This is a genomic window from Streptomyces sp. NPDC006365 (assembly GCF_042870755.1).
In the GTDB taxonomy this organism is placed as follows: Bacteria; Actinomycetota; Actinomycetes; order Streptomycetales; family Streptomycetaceae; genus Streptomyces; species Streptomyces xiangluensis.
In genome coordinates, this window is the sequence record NZ_JBIAHS010000019.1 from 157,792 (window position 1) to 178,460 (window position 20,669).

16 protein-coding genes and 1 pseudogene are annotated in these 20,669 nt (G+C 69.9%); 11 read left to right on the plus strand and 6 right to left on the minus strand.

From position 1 onward, the window contains the following. Positions 1-2 precede the first annotated feature (2 nt). Positions 3-1,688, minus strand: coding sequence for an ABC-F family ATP-binding cassette domain-containing protein (locus ACFYO0_RS37065; RefSeq protein WP_388685171.1), 1,686 nt, complete (start codon positions 1,686-1,688; stop codon positions 3-5). Between the two features lie 492 nt (positions 1,689-2,180). Further along, entirely contained in the window at positions 2,181-2,597 is a 417-nt protein-coding gene (locus tag ACFYO0_RS37070; RefSeq protein WP_388685172.1) for an SsgA family sporulation/cell division regulator, read from the minus strand. Between the two features lie 239 nt (positions 2,598-2,836). Between ACFYO0_RS37070 and ACFYO0_RS37075 the strand changes: the two genes are divergently transcribed. The 4 genes from ACFYO0_RS37075 (at position 2,837) to mmpA (ending at position 5,255) form a co-directional block, all read left to right on the plus strand. Further along, on the plus strand, positions 2,837-3,937 hold the full coding sequence (locus ACFYO0_RS37075; RefSeq protein WP_388685175.1) for a WD40/YVTN/BNR-like repeat-containing protein: 1,101 nt from the start codon (positions 2,837-2,839) through the stop codon (positions 3,935-3,937). Positions 3,938-4,013: 76 nt separating this feature from the next. Further along, positions 4,014-4,328 carry a plasmid stabilization protein gene (locus ACFYO0_RS37080; protein WP_388685177.1) on the plus strand — a complete coding sequence of 105 codons (315 nt, stop codon included), beginning with the start codon at positions 4,014-4,016 and terminating at the stop codon, positions 4,326-4,328. A 41-nt stretch (positions 4,329-4,369) separates the two neighbouring features. Beyond that, positions 4,370-5,065 carry an endonuclease V gene (locus ACFYO0_RS37085; protein WP_388685180.1) on the plus strand — a complete coding sequence of 232 codons (696 nt, stop codon included), beginning with the start codon at positions 4,370-4,372 and terminating at the stop codon, positions 5,063-5,065. Between the two features lie 49 nt (positions 5,066-5,114). Beyond that, a complete protein-coding gene (mmpA, locus tag ACFYO0_RS37090) occupies positions 5,115-5,255 on the plus strand; it encodes a morphogenic membrane protein MmpA (RefSeq protein ID WP_386341829.1) in 141 nt (46 codons plus the stop codon). Positions 5,256-5,331: 76 nt separating this feature from the next. Here mmpA and ACFYO0_RS37095 read toward each other — a convergent pair whose 3' ends face one another. Next, on the minus strand, positions 5,332-6,522 hold the full coding sequence (locus ACFYO0_RS37095; protein ID WP_388685183.1) for a saccharopine dehydrogenase family protein: 1,191 nt from the start codon (positions 6,520-6,522) through the stop codon (positions 5,332-5,334). 115 nt (positions 6,523-6,637) lie between these two features. Here ACFYO0_RS37095 and ACFYO0_RS37100 point away from each other — a divergent pair, with 115 nt between their 5' ends. The 4 genes from ACFYO0_RS37100 (at position 6,638) to ACFYO0_RS37115 (ending at position 11,862) form a co-directional block, all read left to right on the plus strand. Then, positions 6,638-7,018 carry an MmcQ/YjbR family DNA-binding protein gene (locus ACFYO0_RS37100; protein WP_388685184.1) on the plus strand — a complete coding sequence of 127 codons (381 nt, stop codon included), beginning with the start codon at positions 6,638-6,640 and terminating at the stop codon, positions 7,016-7,018. A gap of 149 nt (positions 7,019-7,167) precedes the next feature. Next, a complete protein-coding gene (locus ACFYO0_RS37105) occupies positions 7,168-8,307 on the plus strand; it encodes a CaiB/BaiF CoA transferase family protein (RefSeq protein ID WP_388685187.1) in 1,140 nt (379 codons plus the stop codon). An 80-nt stretch (positions 8,308-8,387) separates the two neighbouring features. Next, positions 8,388-9,602 (plus strand): acetyl-CoA C-acetyltransferase, encoded by a 1,215-nt coding sequence (locus tag ACFYO0_RS37110; protein WP_388685188.1) that lies wholly within the window; start codon positions 8,388-8,390, stop codon positions 9,600-9,602. Between the two features lie 73 nt (positions 9,603-9,675). Next, a complete protein-coding gene (locus ACFYO0_RS37115; RefSeq protein WP_388685189.1) occupies positions 9,676-11,862 on the plus strand; it encodes a 3-hydroxyacyl-CoA dehydrogenase NAD-binding domain-containing protein in 2,187 nt (728 codons plus the stop codon). Positions 11,863-11,911: 49 nt separating this feature from the next. Here ACFYO0_RS37115 and ACFYO0_RS37120 read toward each other — a convergent pair. Further along, positions 11,912-12,668: pseudogene (locus tag ACFYO0_RS37120) on the minus strand (MerR family transcriptional regulator). An 80-nt stretch (positions 12,669-12,748) separates the two neighbouring features. Next, complete coding sequence (locus ACFYO0_RS37125) at positions 12,749-14,281, minus strand: M1 family metallopeptidase (RefSeq protein ID WP_388685193.1); 1,533 nt, start codon at positions 14,279-14,281, stop codon at positions 12,749-12,751. Between the two features lie 226 nt (positions 14,282-14,507). Between ACFYO0_RS37125 and ACFYO0_RS37130 the strand changes: the two genes are divergently transcribed. Further along, positions 14,508-16,469, plus strand: a complete 1,962-nt coding sequence (locus ACFYO0_RS37130) for a Xaa-Pro dipeptidyl-peptidase (protein WP_388685195.1) — start codon at positions 14,508-14,510, stop codon at positions 16,467-16,469. A 91-nt stretch (positions 16,470-16,560) separates the two neighbouring features. Beyond that, positions 16,561-18,270, plus strand: coding sequence for a BCCT family transporter (locus tag ACFYO0_RS37135; RefSeq protein ID WP_388685197.1), 1,710 nt, complete (start codon positions 16,561-16,563; stop codon positions 18,268-18,270). A gap of 251 nt (positions 18,271-18,521) precedes the next feature. On the opposite strand, the gene ACFYO0_RS37140 is transcribed toward ACFYO0_RS37135, so the two are convergent. Further along, entirely contained in the window at positions 18,522-19,469 is a 948-nt protein-coding gene (locus ACFYO0_RS37140) for an FAD-dependent oxidoreductase (RefSeq protein WP_388685200.1), read from the minus strand. 66 nt (positions 19,470-19,535) lie between these two features. Here ACFYO0_RS37140 and ACFYO0_RS37145 point away from each other — a divergent pair, with 66 nt between their 5' ends. Continuing rightward, positions 19,536-20,579 carry an oxidoreductase gene (locus tag ACFYO0_RS37145; RefSeq protein ID WP_388685202.1) on the plus strand — a complete coding sequence of 348 codons (1,044 nt, stop codon included), beginning with the start codon at positions 19,536-19,538 and terminating at the stop codon, positions 20,577-20,579. The last annotated feature ends 90 nt before the right edge of the window (positions 20,580-20,669 follow it).

Sequence of the window (20,669 nt, forward strand, 5' to 3'; positions counted from 1 at the left end):
AGCTAGCCGGGATACCCGACAGCTTCTGGCGTGATTTCCTTGAGTTCTCCTTCCAGTAGCAGCCAGCGCGTGATCCCGATCGACTCCAGGAACGGCACATCGTGGCTCGCCACGATCAGCGCGCCCTCGTACGACTCCAGGGCCGTCGTCAGCTGTCTCACGCTCGCCATGTCGAGGTTGTTCGTCGGCTCGTCGAGCATCAGCAGCTGGGGTGCGGGCTCGGCCAGGATCAGGGCGGCCAGCGTCGCCCGGAAGCGTTCGCCTCCGGAGAGCGTCGCGGCGTGCTGGTCGGCGCGGGCGCCCTTGAACAGGAAGCGGGCGAGGCGGGCCCGGATCCGGTTGTTCGTGGCGCTCGGTGCGAAGCGCGCCACGTTCTCGGCGACGGTCAGGTCGTCGTCCAGTACGTCGAGGCGCTGAGGCAGGAAACGCAGGGGTACGTGGGCCTGCGCCTCCCCGGAGAGCGGTTCCAGTTCCCCGGAGATCGTCCGGAGCAGGGTGGTCTTGCCCGCGCCGTTGCGTCCGATCAGCGCGATCCGTTCGGGGCCGCGCAGCTCGAAGCCGCCGGCCACGCGGGCGCCGTACCTCAGCTCCAGATCCTGGAGGGTGAGTACGGTGCGGCCGGGCGGCACGGCCGTGTACGGGAGGTCCACGCGGATCTCGTCGTCGTCCCGTACGGCGTCGACCGCCTCGTCGAGGCGTTCCTTGGCCTCCGCGAGCTTGTCCTCGTGCATGATGCGGTGTTTGCCGGCGGACACCTGGGCCGCGCGGCTCTTCAGCTTCATCACGGCCCGGGGTTCGTGCTTGGTGTCGTACATCTTCTGCGCGTACCTCTTGCGACGGGCCAACTTGACCTGGGCGTCGGCCAATTCGCGCTTCTGCTTCTTCATGTCCGCCTCGGCGACGCGCACCATGCGCTCGGCCGCCTCCTGTTCGGTGGCGAGCGCCTCCTCGTACGCTGAGAAGTTGCCGCCGTACCAAGTGACCTCTCCCACCCGTCTCCCACCACCACCCTCAACCGAGGCGCTGCGCGCCGCAGTATGTACTCGGCGCAGATCGGCGATCTGGTCGACCAGTTCGAGGAGTTCGCGGTCGTGGCTGACCACGACCATCACTCCGGACCAGGCATCGACCGCGCCGTACAGGCGCCGACGGGCGTACAGGTCGAGGTTGTTGGTGGGCTCGTCGAGGAGGAGTACGTCGGGTCGACGCAGGAGCAGCGCGGCCAGACGCAGGAGAACGGACTCGCCGCCCGAGACCTCGCCGATCGTGCGGTCCAACTCGATGTGGCCGAGGCCGAGTTCGCCGAGTGTTGCGAGGGCGCGTTCCTCGACGTCCCAGTCGTCGCCGACGACGTCGAAGTGGTGCTCGGCGACGTCGCCCGCCTCGATGGCGTGCAGCGCGGCTCGCTTTTCGGCGATGTCGAGTGCTTCGTCGACGCGCAGCGAGGTGTCGAGGGCGACGTTCTGCGGCAGGTAGCCGACCTCGCCCGCCACCCGGACAGTGCCGTCGGTCGGTGTGAGCTGCCCGGCGATCAGCTTCAGCAGGGTTGATTTTCCTGATCCGTTGACGCCGACGAGCCCGGTCCTTCCGGGTCCGAAGGCCACCTGCAGATCGTCGAAGACGGTGCTGCCGTCCGGCCAGGCGAAGCGGAGGGAGGTGCAGGTGATGGAGGTGGGGAAGGTAGACATGGGGCCTCGCGGTTGCTTGATGCGGTCAGGGCAACGCGTATCGAGACACCGGCATGCACCGGCAGGGCACCGGGGGGCGACGACGGCCGCAAAGACGGGCAGGAGTCCTGGACGTCCGGGGGAAGGTCCCGCTCCGGAGGACGGCTCGTATGCCGAGGTCGCACGCGGCGCACACACGCAGACAGGTGTGGCGCGGTGTCTCAGGACCTCAGACGAGCAACGTCCTTCTCCAATCGACGGCAACAGGACCGCTGTACACCGTAGGAGGGGGCTCGGTGCGTGTCAACGCAATAACGGGGCCCCGATTTGGGCCCACCTTCAAGCAGCCTTGGCGAAGTCCGATGCGGCATCGCGCCCTGTAAGGGGCGCCGGGCTGTTAGATGTGCGGCTCCGCCGCGATGGGGGTCCCCTCCGCTCGAGCGCAGCCGAGAGTGGGGGAACGGCCGGCCCCCACCGGCCCGCGGTTTCATCACCGTTCTTCCAGCGGAGCGCCTAGCGGGCGTCCCGCATAAGTTCGGCCAGGGCGTGGTCGATGTCCTGGTGCTGGTGCTCCAGGCCGAGCGGCACCAGCCCCGTCGTGCTCTGAAGGAAGCGCCGCAGCTCACCCGCGCGGACGTGCACCACGGCGGTGCCCTCGGGAGCGTGGAACTCCAGGACGACGCGGTCGTATCCGTACGGCCGCACCCGTACGTCGCCGTTACCCACCGGCTCCTCCAGACCCGAGACGAGCAGCTCGCGGGCGAAGGTCCAGCACACGTCCACGCCTTCGAGGGTGGCCGGGGCCGGGAAGGTCATACGGACGGCGAACGGTTCACGAGGGTCGTAGTGGAGCGCCGCGGGAATGCTCGGCATCCGCGGTGCGGCGGCGACGAGGCGGGCCTCGACAGGCTGCTCGATGACAATGGACAACGCCTGCTCCCTTGTGACGGCTTGACGAACGGTGAACGGATGACGCCGGGCACTTGCAGAGACGACAGAATCAGCCATTCCGTGCGCACGAAGACGCACCAAATTCGAGTGACCTGTGTCACCGCCTTCAATCATCGGTGGGGCCACCGTCGTCAGTTGGGGCATCTGGACGTCACCGGGGGAGTGGGCTAGCTTCGCCCGCCATGAGGGGCTTGGGGACAACGCGACCGAAGAGATTCATGAGGCGACTGCTGGCGGCGGGGGTGTGCGGGGCCGCGCTCGCCGCCGCTCCCCCGGACTCCGTCCGGGGGGACCCCGATCTCGCTTCGCTCGCGGCGCCCGCCCGGGCAGAGGAACCGGGCCGGCGGCCTCCGCACTGGGAGCTCAAGGACAGCGGCACCGACGTACGCTTCCGCGGTCTCTCCGCCGTCAGCCGGAACACGGCGTGGCTCGCCGGTTCCCGCGGCACCGTGCTGCGGACCTCCGACGGTGGCGCGAGCTGGCGGAACGTATCGCCGCCCGGGGCCGCCGAGTTGGAGTTCCGGGACATCGAGGCGTTCGACGGCAAGCGTGCCGTGGTGCTGGCCATCGGCGAGGGTGAGGCCTCGCGGATCTTCCGCACCGACGACGGCGGCGAGACCTGGACCGAGTCCTTCCGCAACACCGACGCGAGGGCCTTCTATGACTGCGTCACCTTCTTCGACCGGCGCCACGGACTGGCGATGAGCGACCCCGTGGACGGAAGGTTCCGGATCCTGTCGACCAGCGACGGCGGACGCTCGTGGAAGGTGCTGCCCAGCGACGGGATGCCCGCGGCGCAGGAGGGCGAGGCGGGCTTCGCGGCCAGTGGGCAGTGCCTCGTCAGCTCCGGGCCGCGCGATGTGTGGCTGGCCACTGGCGGGGCCGCACGCGCGCGCGTGCTGCACTCCTCCGACCGAGGACGGACCTGGACGGCCACCGACACCCCGGTTCCCGCGGGCGATCCGGCACGCGGTGTCTTCGCCCTCGCCTTCCGCGACCGTACGCACGGCATCGCGGTCGGCGGCGACTACCGCGCGGACGAGCCGTCACCGCAGGCCGCCGCCGTCAGCGGCGACGCCGGCCGCACCTGGACGCCCGCCGCGCAGCCGCCGCCCGCCTATCGCTCCGGCGTCACCTGGCTCCCGCACAGCCGCTCGGCCGCCCTCGCCGTCGGACCCACCGGAACCGACCTCACCACCGACGGCGGGCGCACCTGGCGCACCCTCGACACGGGCTCGTACGACACCGTCGACTGCACCCCCGACCTGGGCTGCTGGGCCTCCGGCGAGCAGGGCAGGGTGGCACGGTTGGAGCGCTGATGCGGGTGGGCCCGGCCCGTGCTTGGCTGGAGGAGGGGCGGCTTCCAGCAGTCTTCTAGCAGCAAGGAGTCCGGCCATGGCACGTGGCTCGAGTTCCAAGCGGGAACGCCAGCAGGAACACATCAGGGAAAGCGAGCGCGAACGCGGCGCGAGCGAGCGGCGCGCCGAGGAGATCGCCGCCCGAACCACCGACAAGGAACGCGCTCAGCGCGGCGAGTCGAAGACCACGAGCCGCACGTCGGCCCAGGACACCTTTACCGAACGTCGCGGCGGCCGTGAGTCCCGCGAAGGGGCCACGTACGACCAGCTCTACGAGGAGGCGAAGAGCCGCAACATCGAGGGCCGCTCCAAGATGAACAAGGAGGAGCTGTCGAGGGCCCTCGGCCGTTGAACGCCGCCCAAGTCACCCGGCCGCGTACGCTCGATTCCACCATGACGACCGTACGCATCCCCGCGGGCTGGCCCACCACAGAAGAGCAAGCACGTGCCGTGCAGGACGAGTTGCACGGGCGCGTCGTACTCGACGAGCCGGGGCCGCCGCCGGGGACCGGCCGGGTGACGGGGGTGGACGTGGCGTACGACGACGGGCGTGACGTCGTGGTGGCCGCGGCCGTCGTCCTGGACGTGGCGAGTCTCGACATCGTGGCCGAGTCCACGGCCGTGGGGCGGGTGTCCTTTCCCTACGTCCCCGGGCTGCTGGCCTTCCGCGAGATCCCGGCCGTCCTGGCCGCCCTCGACGCGCTGCCCTGCGAGCCGGGCCTCGTCGTCTGCGACGGCTACGGCCTCGCCCATCCCCGCCGCTTCGGACTGGCCAGCCACCTCGGCGTCCTCACGGGCCTGCCGGTCATCGGCGTCGCCAAGAACCCGTTCACCTTCGCGTACGAGGAGCCGGGCGCACCGCGCGGATCCTCGTCACCGCTGCTCGCGGGCGAGGAGGAGGTCGGCCGGGCGCTGCGCACCCAGCAGGGCGTCAAGCCGGTCTTCGTCTCGGTCGGTCACCGGGTGAGCCTGGACAACGCCTGCGCCCACACGCTGCGACTCGCACCCCGCTTCCGCCTCCCGGAGACGACCCGCCGCGCTGACGCCCTGTGCCGCAAGGCCCTGAAGGCGACTGAGTACGTCGTCTGAGTATCTGTACGGATGCCGGGCCCCCGTCCCGCTCGGCAGGCTGGCCCGCATGACGACACACCGCGCCCCGAAGCCCGCCGCCAGCCCCAGCCAGCCCGTTGAACGCGCCCTCATGGCGGGCCTGGTCCTCGCGGTCCTCGCCGGGGTCGGCTGGATAGCGGGGATGATCTACACGGTCATGGGCTGGTAGGGCCTGGCGGCTGAGAGTGGGGGAGCGACCAGCCCCAACGGACCCGCAGCTTCGATCGGCACGTCCAGCGGAGTGCTCAGCGCGAGGCCGCGACCCGGAAGCTGATTCCCGCCTCCCGTAGGCGCTCGATGAGCCGGTCACCCATCGCCACCGCCGTCGTGACCTGGCCCGATGTCGGCGGGAGGTCGTCGAAGGCCAGGCACAGGGCGGACTCGGCGAGCATCTTGGCGGTCTCACCGTAGCCGGGGTCGCCGCCCGCGACCTCCGTGAAGACGCGGCGTCCGCCGCCCTCTCCCACGAACCGCACCGAGAACCAGCTGCGCGCTCGCTTCTCCTCGCTCGGCCCCTCCCCGGGCTTGAGCCGGTCCGAGAGCCAGCGCCGGGCCGGTGGCAGCTGCGCCGCCGCGAAGGCCGCACCGGCCGCGGCCAGACCGCCCACCGCGAACGGCAGCCGCTTCGCGGCCGCGTAGTGCCGGTAGCGGAAGTCGGGCCCGTACCGCTCCAGGGCGCGGGCCGAGCGCTGCACGACCTGCGCGTCGATCGTGGGTAGCGGCACCGCCCACGCGCCCACCTCCTTGGCGTACCGGGGCGCGCTCAGAGGCGCGTACGCCCGTCGGCCGGCCGGCCGCGGCTCGTGCCGCCCCCGGTCCCGCGCCGCGGCAGCCATCTGTGGCCCGCGCGAGAACTGGTTGAGGGCGGAGGCGAATGTGCCACCGGAGAACATCCCGTCGGCGCGTACGAACCCGTCGACGGTCAGCGGCACCCCTTCGGGAAGCTGACGGACGGTGAAGTACGCGCCCAGGTCGTGCGGAATGGAGTCGAAGCCGCACGCGTGCACCAGCCGCGCCCCGCTCTCACGCGCGCGTGCGTCGTGCCGCACATACATGAGGTCCACGAACTCGGGCTCTCCGCAGAGGTCGACGTAGTCGGTGCCGGCGTTCGCGCAGGCGGCGAGCAGTTCCTCGCCGTACTTCAGGTAGGGCCCGACGGTGGTGGCCACCACGCGCGCGTGGACCGCGAGTTCGCGCAGGGAGGCCGGATCGCCGACGTCCGCCCGGAGCAGGGGCAGCTCGGCACAGGCCGGGTCGATCGAGGCGAGCCGCTCGCGCAGCCGCTCCAGCTTCGCGGTGTCGCGCGCCGCGATCGCCCAGCGCAGCCCCGCGGGCGCATGCGTGGCGAGGTACTCCGCGGTGAGCTTTCCGACGAACCCCGTGGCCCCGAAGAGCACGACGTCGTACGCCCGTTCCGTCCCGTTCTGGCTGCTCATGGCACCTCTCTGCCGTACACCCCGCGCCGTTGTCGGTGGCTGAGGCTAGCGTGAAGTACGAGGAGCCGAACCACGGCCCCGTGCGAGGCGCCGTACCCAAGAACCGGAGGCAGCCGTGGCCGCGACCGAGACCGCCCTGAAGAAGTGGGAGAAAGTGCGCGAGTTCGCCCTCGGACTGCCGGGCGCGACCGAGGACTTCCCCTGGGGCGACACCGTCGCGAAGGTCAACAAGAAGGTGTTCGTCTTCCTCGGTGTGACCGACGGCAGCTATCCCCTGTACGTGACCGTGAAGCTCAAAGACGAGGCGGTGCACGCCCACGCGATGACTTCGCCGGGTGCCGAGCCCGCAGGGTACGGCCTCGGGAAGGCAGGCTGGGTGAGTATCCCGCTGGAGGAGAAGGGCTCCCCGGCCGCCGAGCTGCTGTGCGACTGGGTCGAGGAGAGCTACCGCACGATCGCCCTGAAGAAGTTCATAGCGGAGCTGGACGCGCGCTGATTCCCCTGGCGATTCCCTTGTTGGCGCCGGGCGTCGAGAATGACCGAGCCATGTGGCTAAGCGCTTGCTCGCCAGAGTCTTGTGCTGCGTGGAACGCGTTCTTAGCATCACGAGTGTTACATCAGTAGTGTCAAAGCGTTGGGGGCTCGATGACAGTGGCAGGGACGGCAGGGCACGGCCCGCTCGCCGGGGTGCGCGTGGTCGAGCTGGCCGGCATCGGGCCCGGTCCGTTCGCCGCCATGCTCCTCGCCGACCTGGGCGCCGACGTCGTCCGTGTGGACCGGCCCGGCGGCGCCGGCCTCGCCGTCGACCCGGACTACGACATCACCAACCGCAACAAGCGGTCCGTGCTCGTCGACCTGAAGACGGACGACGGCCCGGCCCGCGTCCTCGACCTGGTCGAACGCGCCGACATCCTCATCGAGGGCTACCGCCCGGGTGTCGCCGAGCGCCTCGGCGTCGGCCCCGAGACATGCCATGCCCGCAACCCGAAGCTGGTCTACGGACGGATGACCGGCTGGGGCCAGCAGGGCCCGCTCGCCCAGCGCGCAGGCCACGACATCGCGTACATCGCGCTGACCGGCACCCTCGGCATGATCGGCGCCCCGGAGGCCCCGCCCGCCGTCCCCGCGAACCTGCTCGGCGACTACGCGGGCGGCTCGCTCTACCTCGTCGTCGGCGTCCTCGCCGCCCTCCACCACGCCCGTACGACCGGCTCCGGACAGGTCGTGGACGCGGCCATCGTCGACGGTGCCGCTCACCTCGCCGCGATGATCCACAGCATGCTGGCCGCCGGCCGCTGGCAGGACCGGCGCGGCGCCAACCTCCTCGACGGAGGCTGCCCGTACTACGGCACGTACGAGACGGCAGACGGCCAGTACATGGCGGTGGGCGCGCTCGAGCAGCGGTTCTACGCCGAGTTCGTGGACCTCCTCGGCATCCCGGAACACGCCTCGGCCCACAAGGACCCGGCGCGCTGGGACGAACTGCGCGAGACGGTCGAGGTCCGCTTCAAGACCCGTACGCGCGAGGAGTGGACCGCGGTCTTCGAGGGCTCCGACGCGTGCGTGGCGCCGGTCCTCTCCCTGAGCGAGGCGCCGCACCACCCGCACCTCGCCGCCCGCGGCACCTTCACCGACCACGGCGGCATCACCCAGCCGGCTCCCGCCCCCCGCTTCTCGGCCACCCCCACCTCGGTCCGCGGCGGGCCCGCGCAGCCGGGCGCCGACACCGAGGCCGTGGCCCACGACTGGGACGTACCCGGCCTCCTGAAGGGCGGCCCCGAATGAAGTGGCCTCCCACGAAGCGGCAGGTCCTCGCGCCTGAGCAACCCTCCGCGCCTGAGCAACCCACCCCGAAAGGCTGACCCGTGAGCACCGAAGCGTACGTGTACGACGCAATCCGCACCCCGCGCGGACGCGGCAAGGCGAACGGCGCCCTGCACGGCACCAAGCCCATCGACCTCGTCGTCGGGCTCATCCACGAGCTCCGGGGCCGTTTCCCGGACCTCGACCCGGCCGCGATCGACGACATCGTGCTCGGAGTCGTCGGCCCGGTCGGCGACCAGGGCTCGGACATCGCGCGGATCGCCGCCATCGCGTCCGGACTGCCCGACACAGTGGCGGGCGTCCAGGAGAACCGCTTCTGTGCCTCGGGCCTCGAGGCCGTCAACCTCGCCGCGATGAAGGTCCGTTCGGGCTGGGAGGACCTCGTGCTCGCGGGCGGTGTCGAGTCGATGTCGAGGGTGCCGATGGCCTCCGACGGCGGCGCCTGGTTCGCCGATCCGATGACCAACATCGCCACCAACTTCGTCCCCCAGGGCATCGGCGCCGACCTCATCGCCACCATCGAGGGCTTTACGCGCCGGGACGTCGACGAGTACGCGGCCCTGTCCCAGGAGCGGGCCGCGGCGGCCTGGAAGGACGGCCGCTTCGAGCGGTCCGTCGTGCCGGTGCAGGACCGCAGCGGACTCGTCGTCCTGGACCATGACGAGCACCTGCGCCCAGGCACCACCGCCGACTCGCTGGCGGGCCTCAAGCCGTCGTTCGCGGACATCGGCGACCTGGGCGGCTTCGACGCCGTGGCGCTGCAGAAGTACCACTGGGTGGAGAAGATCGACCACGTGCACCACGCGGGCAACTCCTCCGGCATCGTGGACGGCGCCTCACTGGTGGCGATCGGTTCGCGCGAGGTGGGCGAGCGGTACGGACTGACGCCGCGCGCCCGGATCGTCGCCGCCGCCGTCTCCGGCTCCGAACCCACGATCATGCTCACGGGGCCCGCGCCCGCGACCCGCAAGGCGCTCGCCAAGGCCGGACTGACCATCGACGACATCGACCTGGTCGAGATCAATGAAGCCTTCGCCGCCGTCGTCCTACGCTTCGTCAAGGACATGGGCCTGTCCCTGGACAAGGTCAATGTCAACGGCGGAGCCATCGCACTCGGTCACCCCCTGGGCGCCACGGGAGCGATGATCCTCGGCACGCTCGTCGACGAACTGGAGCGCCAGGACAAGCGGTTCGGCCTCGCCACGCTGTGTGTCGGCGGCGGCATGGGCATCGCCACGATCGTCGAGCGTCTGTGAACGTCCCGTCCGTCCCGTCCCCCTCCTACGGCCCCCACCGCCCTTGCGGCGTCCCCTTTACGGAGCAACAGCCATGACCGAGAGCACCATCCGCTGGGAACAGGACAGGACCGGCGTCGTCACCCTCGTCCTCGACGACCCGAACCAGTCCGCGAACACCATGAACCAGGCGTTCCGGGACTCGCTCACCACGATCGCCGACCGGCTGGAGGCCGAGAAGGACTCCATCCGCGGCATCATCTTCACTTCCGCCAAGAAGACCTTCTTCGCGGGCGGCGACCTGCGTGAACTGATCGCGGTCACGCCCGAAACCGCCGAGTTCACCTTCGAGCGGAGCCTCGCCGTCAAGCGCGACCTCCGCCGTATCGAGACGCTGGGCAAGCCCGTCGTCGCCGCGATGAACGGCGCGGCCCTGGGCGGCGGTTTCGAGATCGCCCTCGCCTGCCACCACCGCGTCGCACTCGACGCTCCCGGCTCCAAGATCGGCTGCCCCGAGGTCACCCTCGGCCTACTGCCCGGAGGCGGCGGCGTCGTGCGGACCGTACGCCTCCTGGGTATCGCCGACGCCCTGCTGAAGGTGCTCCTCCAGGGCACCCAGTACAGCCCGCGGCGCGCGCTCGAGAACGGCCTCGTCCACGAAGTGGCCACCACACAGGAGGAGCTGCTCACCAAGGCCCGCGCCTTCATCGAAGCCAACCCCGAGTCCTCGCAGCCCTGGGACAAGCCCGGCTACCGCATCCCCGGCGGCACACCGTCCAGCCCCAAGTTCGCGGCGAACCTGCCCGCCTTCCCGGCGACCCTGCGCAAGCAGACGGGCGGCGCGCCCTACCCGGCCCCGCGCAACATCCTCGCGGCGGCGGTCGAGGGCTCCCAGGTGGACTTCGAGACCGCGCAGGTCATCGAATCGCGCTACTTCGTGGAGCTGGCCGCGGGCCAGACCTCCAAGAACATGATCCAGGCCTTCTTCTTCGACCTCCAGGCCGTCAACTCCGGCGCCAACCGCCCCAAGGGCATCGAGCCGCGCCAGGTCCGCAAGGTCGCCGTCCTGGGTGCGGGGATGATGGGCGCGGGTATCGCCTACTCGTGCGCACGCGCGGGCATCGACGTCGTTCTCAAGGACGTGTCGGCCGAGGCGGCGGCCAAGGGCAAGGGCTACTCCCAGAAGCTCTGCGCCAAGGCCGTCTCCCGGGGACGTACGACCCAGGAGAAGGCCGACGAACTGCTCTCCCGCATCACGCCCACCGCCGACCCGCAGGACCTCGCCGGCTGCGACGCCGTGATCGAGGCCGTCTTCGAGGACCCGGCGCTCAAGCACAAGGTGTTCCAGGAGATCCAGCACATCGTCGAGCCGGACGCACTGCTGTGCTCCAACACCTCGACTCTGCCGATCACCGCCCTCGCCGAAGGCGTCGAGCGGCAGTCCGACTTCATCGGGCTGCACTTCTTCTCACCCGTCGACAAGATGCCGCTCGTCGAGATCATCAAGGGCGGGCGCACCGGTGAGGATGCCCTCGCGCGCGCCTTCGACCTCGTACGGCAGATCAAGAAGACCCCGATCGTCGTCAACGACTCGCGCGGCTTCTTCACCTCCCGGGTCATCGGGCACTTCATCAACGAGGGCGTGGCGATGGTCGGCGAGGGCATCGAGCCCGCCTCCGTCGAGCAGGCCGCGGCCCAGGCGGGCTATCCGGCCAAGGTCCTCTCCCTCATGGACGAGCTGACGCTCACCCTGCCGCGCAAGATCCGCACCGAGACCAAGCGGGCCGTCGAGGAGTCCGGCGGCACCTGGGTGGCGCACCCCGCCGAGGCGGTGGTCGACCGCATGATCGACGAGTTCGGCCGTACCGGCCGCAGCGGCGGCGCGGGCTTCTACGAGTACGCCGACGGGAAGCGCACGCGGCTCTGGCCCGGACTCCGGGAGCATTTCACACGCGAAGGCGCCGAGATCCCCTTTACGGACATGCAGGAGCGCATGCTCTTCTCCGAGGCGCTGGACACGGTCAGGCTCCTGGAGGAGGGCGTCCTGACGTCCGTCGCCGAGGCCAACATCGGGTCCATCCTCGGGATCGGCTTCCCCGGCTGGACCGGTGGCGTCCTGCAGTACATCAACGGCTACGACGGCTACGCCGGGGCAGATGCCGGCCTGCCCGGATTCGTGGCACGCGCGCGCGAGCTCGCCGAGCGCTACGGGGACCGGTTCACGCCACCGGCGCTGCTCGTCCAGAAGGCGGAGAAGGGGGAGCGGTTCAGCGACGCGTAGGTGAGTACGGTGCGGGCGGGGGCCGTTCGGGAGTCCGGAACGGCCCCGCTCACCGTGGGCTCTTGAGCCACTCCCGCAGCTCCTCGTTCAGGGAGCGCTGGAACGTGGTCAGCAGTGCCTGCACCACCAGGGGCTGCATATGCGCCGACAGGGACTTCACCTCCGCCATCGACTCACGTTCGGACACCTCGTCGCGCAGCAACCGGGACAGTTCCCGGGCCGCCGCGCGCGTGTGCTCCAGCAGGACCGTGCGCGCGGCGAGGATCGTCTCGTGCGCGATCGGCACGTCGAGGAGCTGTACGCCCAGCCGCAGCAGTCCCGGATCCACCTGATAGGTCTGCGGGTCGGGAGTCCGTACGACGACGTTCATCGCGGCGAGCCGGTCCAGGTCCTCCTCGCCCAGCGGTCGGCCCGCCCGGCGCTCCAGCTCGGCGCGGCTCATCTCCTGCGTCGACTCGGGCGCCCACGAGGCCACCACGGCACGGTGGATCGCCAGGTCATGGGCGCTCAGGTCGGCTGGCAGCTGCTCCAGATACCGCTCGATCGCGGCCAGCGTCATCCCCTGGCGCTGCAACTCCTCGATGAGCGCCAGCCGGGACAGATGCGCCTGCCCGTAGTGCCCGACGCGACGCGGACCGAGCACGGGCGGCGGCAGCAGGCCCTTGGTGCTGTAGAAGCGCACCGTACGCACCGTGACACCGGCACGCGCGGCCAGCTCGTCGACCGTGAGCTTCGGCTCCTCGATGTCCGTCGACATGGCTGCTGCTCCTTCGCGTACTGCGGTACCGCGCCCGGGTGCGGTGCAACAGTATTGCTGTCTCACCAGTGGTGGGAAAGCGCGGCGGGCGGGCAGTGAGCTGCCCGCCCGCCGTCGCCTCACCCCGCCTCAGTGCCCGTCCTCATGCCCCTTCTCACGAGCGTGCTCGTGATCGTGCACGCCATTCGTCGCGGCGATCTTCTTCCAGGACTTCGGCTGGACCGGAGTCTTCCCGGCCAGGGGCGCGATCGAGGCGTCCCGGGCCGCGGGCGCACTCGGCTTCGAGGGCTGGTAGAGCCAGGTGTCGAAGAGGGCGGCAAGAGGCCGGCCCGAGATCCGCTCGGCGTACTTCACGAAGTCGCCGACCGTCGCGTTGCCGTGCGCATGTTCCTTCGGCCAGCCCTTCAGGATGGCGAAGAAGTCCTCGTCGCCGATCTCGTTGCGCAGGGCCTGGAGGGCCAGGGCGCCCCGGTCGTACACCGCGAGATGGAACTGGTTCTCCGGCCCCGGATCACCAGGCCTGACCTTCCAGAACGGGTCGTCGGCGGGATGCGACGCGTACACGTAGTCCGCGAGCTCCTGTGCTGTCCCTTCGCCCTCGTGCTCCGACCACAGCCACTGCGCGTACCGCGCGAAGCCCTCGTTGATCCAGATGTCCTTCCAGCCGGCGACGGACACGAGGTTGCCGTACCACTGGTGGGCCAGCTCATGGACGACCACGGACACATTCGTGCCGTTCGAGAACTGGCGCGGGCTGTAGAAGGGTCGGGTCTGGGTCTCCAGGGCGTATCCGGTCTCGGTGATGTTCGGGACGTAGCCGCCGAGCGCGTTGAACGGATACGGCCCGAAGTACTCCGTCAGCCAGTCGGCGACCTCCCCGGTGCGCTCGATGCTCGCGCGCGCCGCCCCGTAGTTGTCGCCCAGATCCTTGCTGTACGCGTTGACGATCGGGATGCCGCTCTCCGACGTGCCGGTCGTGACGTCGAACTTCCCGACCGCAAGCGTGGCGAGATACGTGGCCTGCGGTTTGTCGGACCGCCAGTTGTAGCGCGTCCAGCCGGCCCGTGAACTCGTCGACTGGAGTGTGCCGTTGGAGATCGCCTGCGAGCCGTCCGGCACCGCCACCGACACGTCGTACGTGGCCTTGTCCAGCGGATGATCGTTGCTCGGGAACCACCACCAGGCCGCCTCGGGCTCGTTCGCCCCGACGCCGCCGTCCGGTGTGCGGTGCCAACTGGTGAAGCCGTACGCCGACTTCGAGGACGGCACGCCGCTGTAGCGCACCACCACGGTGACGGGCGTGCCCTTGGGCAGCGGTGTCTTCGGCGTGACCTCCAGTTCGTGCTCGCCGGAGGTCGTGAACGACGCCTTCGCGCCGTTCACCCGCACCTCGCTGACGTCGAGCAGGAAGTCCAGATTGAACCGCGACAGATCCTGTGTCGTGGTCGCCAGGAGGGTCGCCGTGCCCTCCAACTTGTCTGTTTCCGGCTGGTACTTGAGCCGGAGATCGTAGTGCGAGACGTCGTATCCGCCGTTGCCGTAGGCCGGGTAGTAGGGGTCGCCGATGCCCGGCGCTCCGGGCTCGTAGTCGGCCGCCGATGCCGGGATCGCCAGCAGCAGGGAGGCCGCGAGTGCGCCCGGGGCGATGAGTCTGCGGTGCACGTTCAGCTCCAAGTCGTGGGGGCATGAAGTCTGTTCGGACACTATTCAGTCCCTGTGGACCCTGTCGTGTCCACGTCCACTCCTGTCACACGATAGCCATTCGGCCGACATGAGCCAATCCATCCCACGGCCCTTTCAAGACCCCTCCTCCTCGCGGCACCCGTTCGGTCCTTGGCGCCCCAACGACCCCCTTTCGCCCACGAGTTGACCGGGGTACCTTCCGCGCATGCCGATACGTGCGCGCGTCATGCGCTTCAGGACCTGGAGAACGCTCGCGACGGCGGCCACAGCCGCCCTGATGGCCACACTCCTCACCCCGGCCGCCGCACAGAGCGCCCCGCGGGAGAGCAAGCCCGTGTACTCGTACGAGAACGCGATACGCGAGTCCGTCTGGGTGGACACCCGACTCGACGGCGACAAGGACGGGAAGACCGACCGCGTCGCCGTCGACATCGTCCGGCCCCGCGAACTCGCCCGGCAGGGCCGGAAGATACCCGTGATCATGGACGCCAGCCCGTACTACTCCTGCTGCGGGCGCGGCAACGAGAGCCAGAAGAAGACGTACGACGCGAACGGCAACGTCGTCCAGATGCCGCTGTTCTACGACAACTACTTCGTGCCGCGCGGCTACGCGTTCGTCGGCGTCGACTTCACCGGCACCAACCGTTCCGACGGCTGCGTGGACGTCGGCGGACGCTCCGACGTCCAGTCCGCGAAGGCCGTCGTCGACTGGCTGAACGGCCGGGCCAAGGGCTACACCTCCCGGACGGGCAGTACGAAGGCCAAGGCCGACTGGACCAACGGCAAGACCGGCATGATCGGCAAGAGTTACGACGGGACCGTCGCGAACGGCGTCGCCGCGACCGGAGTCGAGGGCCTTGAGACGATCGTTCCGATCGCCGCCATCTCCTCCTGGTACGACTACTACTTCGCCAAGGGCGCCCCGCTGTACGACTCCGGACCCGACTGGCTGTCCAACTACGTCGAGAGCCCCGACGCCCGCGCCAAGTGCGCCGCCGTGCAGCAGAAGCTCGTCGAAGGGGCCCCGCGCACCGGCGACTGGACGAAGCTGTGGACGGAGCGCGACTACGTGAAGGACGCCCACAAGGTCGACGCGAGCGTGTTCGTCATCCACGGCATGCAGGACCTCAACGTTCGCCCCAAGCACTTCGGCCAGTGGTGGGACGCCCTCGCGAAGAACGGCGTCGAGCGCAAGATCTGGCTGTCGCAGACCGGCCACGTCGACCCCTTCGACTTCCGTCGCGCCGAATGGGTGGACACCCTGCACCGCTGGTTCGACCACGAACTCCTCGGCTACGACAACGGCATCGACGACGAGCCGATGGCCGACATCGAGCGCGCCCCCGACAAGTGGGAGACGTCGAGTGTCTGGCCGCCGCGCGGCACGGACACCGTGAGCCTGCGACCCGGCAAGGGCGAGCAGGCGGGCGTCGGCACCCTTGGACTGCGTACCGGATCGGGCACCGAGACCTTCACCGACGACCCGAGCCAGGACGAGACCGACTGGGCCGCGCAGATCGATCAGTCGACTGCCGCCAAGGCCGGATTCATCACGAAGCCGCTCACCCGCGACCTCCGGCTGTCCGGCTCCTCCAAGGTGACCGTCACCGCCACACCGAGCACCACCACCGCCCATCTCTCCGCGGTACTTGTCGACCTCGGCCCGGACACCATCCGTGACTACGCGGACGCCGCCGAGGGCATCACCACGCTCACCGACCGCAGCTGCTGGGGCCCGAGCACCACGGGTGACAGCTCCTGCTTCAAGGAGACGCAGGCCAAGACCGCGGACGTGGACTACACGGTGTTCAGCCGGGGCTGGGCCGACCTCGGCAACCATGCCTCGGACCTGAAGGGCGTCCCGCTCACGCCGGGCAAGCCGTACACCATCAGCCTCGACCTGCACGCGAGCGACCACGTCGTCCCCGCCGGGCACCGTCTCGCACTGATCGTCGCGGGCACCGACAAGGACCTCATCGACCCTCCGTCGACCACACCGACGCTGAAACTCGACCTGTCCCGTACGTGGGCCCGCGTCCCGTTCGTCGGAGGCGCCAAGGCCTTCTCGGGCGCCACCTCGGGATCGGCGCACGTCAGGCCGGAGGCCACCCTCGACGGGGTCGCCGAGCCCCGGACCCCGCAGCGGGTGCCGGGAGACAACCGCTGAAAGGGTTGAGATCAGCGGCACCTGTGGTAATTCCTAGGGGCGCAACCAGGAACAAGTGTTTCCGCTCGGCCTCCAGGGGAAGGTGCCGCCGATGACAGAAGACCTGAAGAAGAGGGGAGGCCTGGGAGGTCCTGAGGACGTCCCGGGCGGCCCCGGCCACGAAACCGACCGCGTGGTGTTCGGCGTCACCGCCGCGCTCACCGTGGCCTTCGTGATCTGGGGCGCGGTCGCCACCGACTCGCTGGAGAGCGCCTCCACCAAGATGCTCGACGGCCTGATGCACAACGGCGGCTGGGCCTTCGTGCTAGCCGCCTCCGGTTTCGTCGTCTTCGCGCTCTGGCTGGCGGTCAGCCGTTACGGCAGGATCCACCTGGGCACCGAAGGCGAGGAACCCGAGTTCCGCACCGTGTCATGGGTCGCGATGATGTTCAGCGCCGGTATGGGCATCGGCCTGATGTTCTACGGCGTGAGCGAGCCGCTGTCGCACTACACCACACCTCCGCCGGGCACCAGCCCTGGCGACTCCGCGGAGCGCATGGAAACGGCGATGGCCACCACGCTCTTCCACTGGACCCTGCATCCGTGGGCGATCTACGCGGTGGTCGGCCTCGCCATCGCCTACAGCACCTTCCGCAAACGCCGGCGCCAGACGATCAGCGCGGTGTTCACCCCGCTCATCGGTGAAAGGCACGCGAACGGCCACGCGGGCCGGGCGATCGACGTCCTCGCGATCATCGCCACCGTCTTCGGCTCCGCGACCTCGCTGGGCCTCGGCGCGCTCCAGATCGGCTCCGGACTCACGGAGCTGGACTGGCTGGACAAGGCGAGCACGGCACTGCTCGTCACCATCATCGCCGTACTGACGCTGGCCTTCGTCGCCTCGGCTGTCTCGGGCATCGAGCGCGGCATCCAGTGGCTGTCCAACACCAACATGGTGCTGGCGCTGGTACTCGCCGTGTTCGTGTTCATCGCGGGCCCGACCGTCATCGTCCTCGATCTGCTGCCCACGTCGGTCTTCTCCTTCGTGGGTGACCTGCCGCAGCTCGCCGGCCGCACCGACGCCAGCGGCGGCGAGGGCGTCGCGGACTGGCTGAGCGGCTGGACCGTCTTCTACTGGGCGTGGTGGATCTCCTGGACGCCGTTCGTCGGTATGTTCATCGCCCGCATCAGCCGCGGCCGGACCATCCGGCAGTTCGTCGGCGGTGTCATCCTCGTACCCAGCACCGTCTCCCTCGTCTGGTTCGCGGTCTTCGGCGGTTCCGCGATGAAGCTGCAGGAGGCCGGCCGGCTCGGCGAAGAGGCGACGCCCGAGGGACAGCTCTTCGGCGTTCTGCAGGAGTACCCCATCGCGACGGTCACCAGCCTGCTCGTGATGATCCTGGTCGGCATCTTCTTCGTCTCCGGAGCCGACGCCGCGTCCATCGTGATGGGCACGCTCTCCCAGAAGGGCGCCCTCGAACCCGGACGTCTCGTCGTGGTGTTCTGGGGCGTGGTGACGGGGGCCGTCGCCGCGATCATGCTGCTCATCGGCAGCGGTAAGGGCGATGCGCTCGCCGGCCTGCAAAACCTTACGATCCTCGCCGCCGCGCCCTTCGTCCTCGTCATGATCGGGATGTGTTTCGCCCTGATGAAGGATCTGCGCAAGGACCCGGTCATCGTGCGCAGTGCGATGGGTTCCGAGGCCGTCGAACTCGCCGTGATCGAGGGGCACAAACAGTACGACGGCGACTTCGGGATCCGTGTCGGTCCCGGACCCGGCACCGACACGGAAGGGGACCCGCTCGGGCACGAGCACCGCTGAGCGCTCCGCTGGGTAAGGCGGTTTGAAGCTGTGGGCCCGGCTGTGGCTGGCCGCTTCCCCACTCTCGGTTTCGCTCGAGCGGGGGGACCCCATGAGCGGGGGACCCCCATCGCGGCGGAGCCGTATATGTCACAGCCCCGCGCCCCTGGGAGGCCGCAGGCCTCCCAGGGGCGCGGGGCACCGCACCGGACTTCGGTAAATCCGCTTGGGCGGCATCCGGGCGTCCGAGGGAGGTGAGTCGGGATTGTGCGTCAGCGGGAGGCCAGTCCGGCCGCCTCCCGCGCGCAGCCCCACGCCACGGTGACGCCCGCCCCGCCGTGCCCGTAGTTGTGCACCAGCACCCGGCCGCCGGGCAGGATTTCACGCTCCAGCCGCACCGCGTCGCGGGCAGGCCTCAGGCCCACCCGGTGCTCGATGATCCGAGCCCCGGCGATCTCCGGCCGCAGCGCCGCACACCGCCGCACGATCGCTTCGGCCACGGCCGGATCGGGCGTCAGGGACCAGTCGCCCTCCTGAGCGGTCCCGCCAAGGATCAGCCCGCCCGGCTGCGGAAAGAAGTACGTCGCCTTGGTGCCAGAATCCCCCGAGGTCAGCCACGTGGTCACCCCGGGGTTCTCCACGATCACCAACTGCCCCCGCACGGGCCACATCCCCGGATCCGGTACGAGCTCCCGCGAGCCAAGGCCCGTGCAGTTGACGACGACCGGCGCCGGGACCTCCGCGAGATCCGTGACGTACCGCTCCTCGACCGTCCCGCCGGCCCTGACGAACCGCTCGCGCAACCAGGCCAGATGCACCGGCATGTCGATCAGCGGCAGCCGCGCCCACAACCCCACCCCGGCGTACTCTCCGGCCGTCGCCGCCCGCAGCCCCGGCACCCGCGCGGCCCACGACCCGAGCCCGTCCAGCACCGTCTCACCGTGTACGCCCTCGACCATGCGTACGCCCGTCTCCTCGGGCCGCGCCGCCAACTCCTCGTACACGGACAGTGATTGCAGCGCCCACTCACCGACGAGCACCTCCGGCTCGATCCGGTACGGCCACCAGATCGCGCCGGCAACAGCCGAGGTGGTCCGCTCGACGGGCTCCCGCGTCCAGATCCGTACCCGCCTGCCGCTCTCCGCGAGGACGACGGCCGTCGTGAGGCCTATGACACCGCCGCCGACCACGATCACGTCATCGTTCCGCTCACTGCTCACAGCCGGACGTTAACGGAATCCGTCATGCCGTGCTCACATCACCCCCAGTCTGGGGATACTCACAGCATGTCTGCCGAGTACGCGACTTTCGGCCTGGCACCGGCCATGCGCGCCGGTGGAGTCCTCACCAACGGTGACTACCAAGTGCACCGGGATTTCGTGGACTTCATCGTCGACGGACGGCCGCTGCTGTTCCAGCTCTCCGACCTCGACGCCGTCTCCCCGCTCGCCTCCGACATACCGCCCGCGATCTTCAGCGCGCAGGTGCACAGTCTCCTCCTGGAAGCCGACGCCCCCTTGGCGGGCGGCCGGTACGTCATCTACGGCTGCCCCGAGTGCGAGGACCTCGCCTGCGGTGCCGTCACCGCCGTGATCGAGAGACTCGGCGACGACTATGTATGGCGCGACTTCGCCTGGCAGACCGGTGAGCGGGCGGACCTGGAGCTCAACGGCTACCACGGAATAGGGCCGTTCCGCTTCCGTGGCGCCGAGTACCGCGCCGCGCTGGGTTCCCTGCTGACGAACGGCGGGCTCACCGCCGCCGGTGGAGAGCGCCGCCGGGTCCTGCTCATCGGCGCCCGAGCCGCCGTCCTCGCCAAACTTGCCACCGCCTTGCGCATCATCGGTATCGGCGCCGAGACCACCCAGGACGCCGCCGATATCCCCGCCGACGAGCTGCGCACATACGGCGCGGTCGCCTTCGGCCGCGCCGTCACCGAGCAGGAACGTGCCGCCGTACGCCAGTCCTTCGAGCGCGCCGGCGTCGAGGTCGCATACGTCGACGGACTCGCCCCGATCGTCCCGCTCCTCGTCGCCCAGATCGAGAACGCCCTGGACCGCAGCCCCCGGGAGCAGCGCCGCCTCACCCGCCTGGTCGCCTTGAACGGCGAGGCGGGCGTCGAGGTCACGTCCCCGTGCCGGGTACAACTGACCGCGTACCGCATGGACCGGCTGTACCGCACGCACGCGTACGAGGTCTTCGACGGCGTGCTGGAAGCGGGGGAGCACCGGCTCGCCCTGGACGCGAAAGCGACGAAGGGGGAGTCCTTCATCGTGGCGCGGACTTCGGGGGGAGTGCTGGTGTCTCCGACGGTTGGGCGGGGTGCCTAACGGGGTGATGGGTTGGGGTTCGTGGGCGAGTGCGGGTGATCTGTGGCTGGTCGCGCAGTTCCCCGCGCCCCTAAAGGGGCGCGGTTTGCG

Excerpts from the sequence above, each read along its gene's own strand:
- ACFYO0_RS37065 (WP_388685171.1), bottom strand. The coding sequence starts at position 1,688 with ATGTCTACCTTCCCCACCTCCATCACCTGCACCTCCCTCCGCTTCGCC.
- ACFYO0_RS37075 (WP_388685175.1), top strand. The coding sequence starts at position 2,837 with ATGAGGCGACTGCTGGCGGCGGGGGTGTGCGGGGCCGCGCTCGCCGCC.
- ACFYO0_RS37080 (WP_388685177.1), top strand. The coding sequence starts at position 4,014 with ATGGCACGTGGCTCGAGTTCCAAGCGGGAACGCCAGCAGGAACACATC.
- ACFYO0_RS37085 (WP_388685180.1), top strand. The coding sequence starts at position 4,370 with ATGACGACCGTACGCATCCCCGCGGGCTGGCCCACCACAGAAGAGCAA.
- mmpA (WP_386341829.1), top strand. The coding sequence starts at position 5,115 with ATGACGACACACCGCGCCCCGAAGCCCGCCGCCAGCCCCAGCCAGCCC.
- ACFYO0_RS37095 (WP_388685183.1), bottom strand. The coding sequence starts at position 6,522 with ATGAGCAGCCAGAACGGGACGGAACGGGCGTACGACGTCGTGCTCTTC.
- ACFYO0_RS37105 (WP_388685187.1), top strand. The coding sequence starts at position 7,168 with ATGACAGTGGCAGGGACGGCAGGGCACGGCCCGCTCGCCGGGGTGCGC.
- ACFYO0_RS37115 (WP_388685189.1), top strand. The coding sequence starts at position 9,676 with ATGACCGAGAGCACCATCCGCTGGGAACAGGACAGGACCGGCGTCGTC.
- ACFYO0_RS37130 (WP_388685195.1), top strand. The coding sequence starts at position 14,508 with ATGCCGATACGTGCGCGCGTCATGCGCTTCAGGACCTGGAGAACGCTC.
- ACFYO0_RS37135 (WP_388685197.1), top strand. The coding sequence starts at position 16,561 with ATGACAGAAGACCTGAAGAAGAGGGGAGGCCTGGGAGGTCCTGAGGAC.
- ACFYO0_RS37145 (WP_388685202.1), top strand. The coding sequence starts at position 19,536 with ATGTCTGCCGAGTACGCGACTTTCGGCCTGGCACCGGCCATGCGCGCC.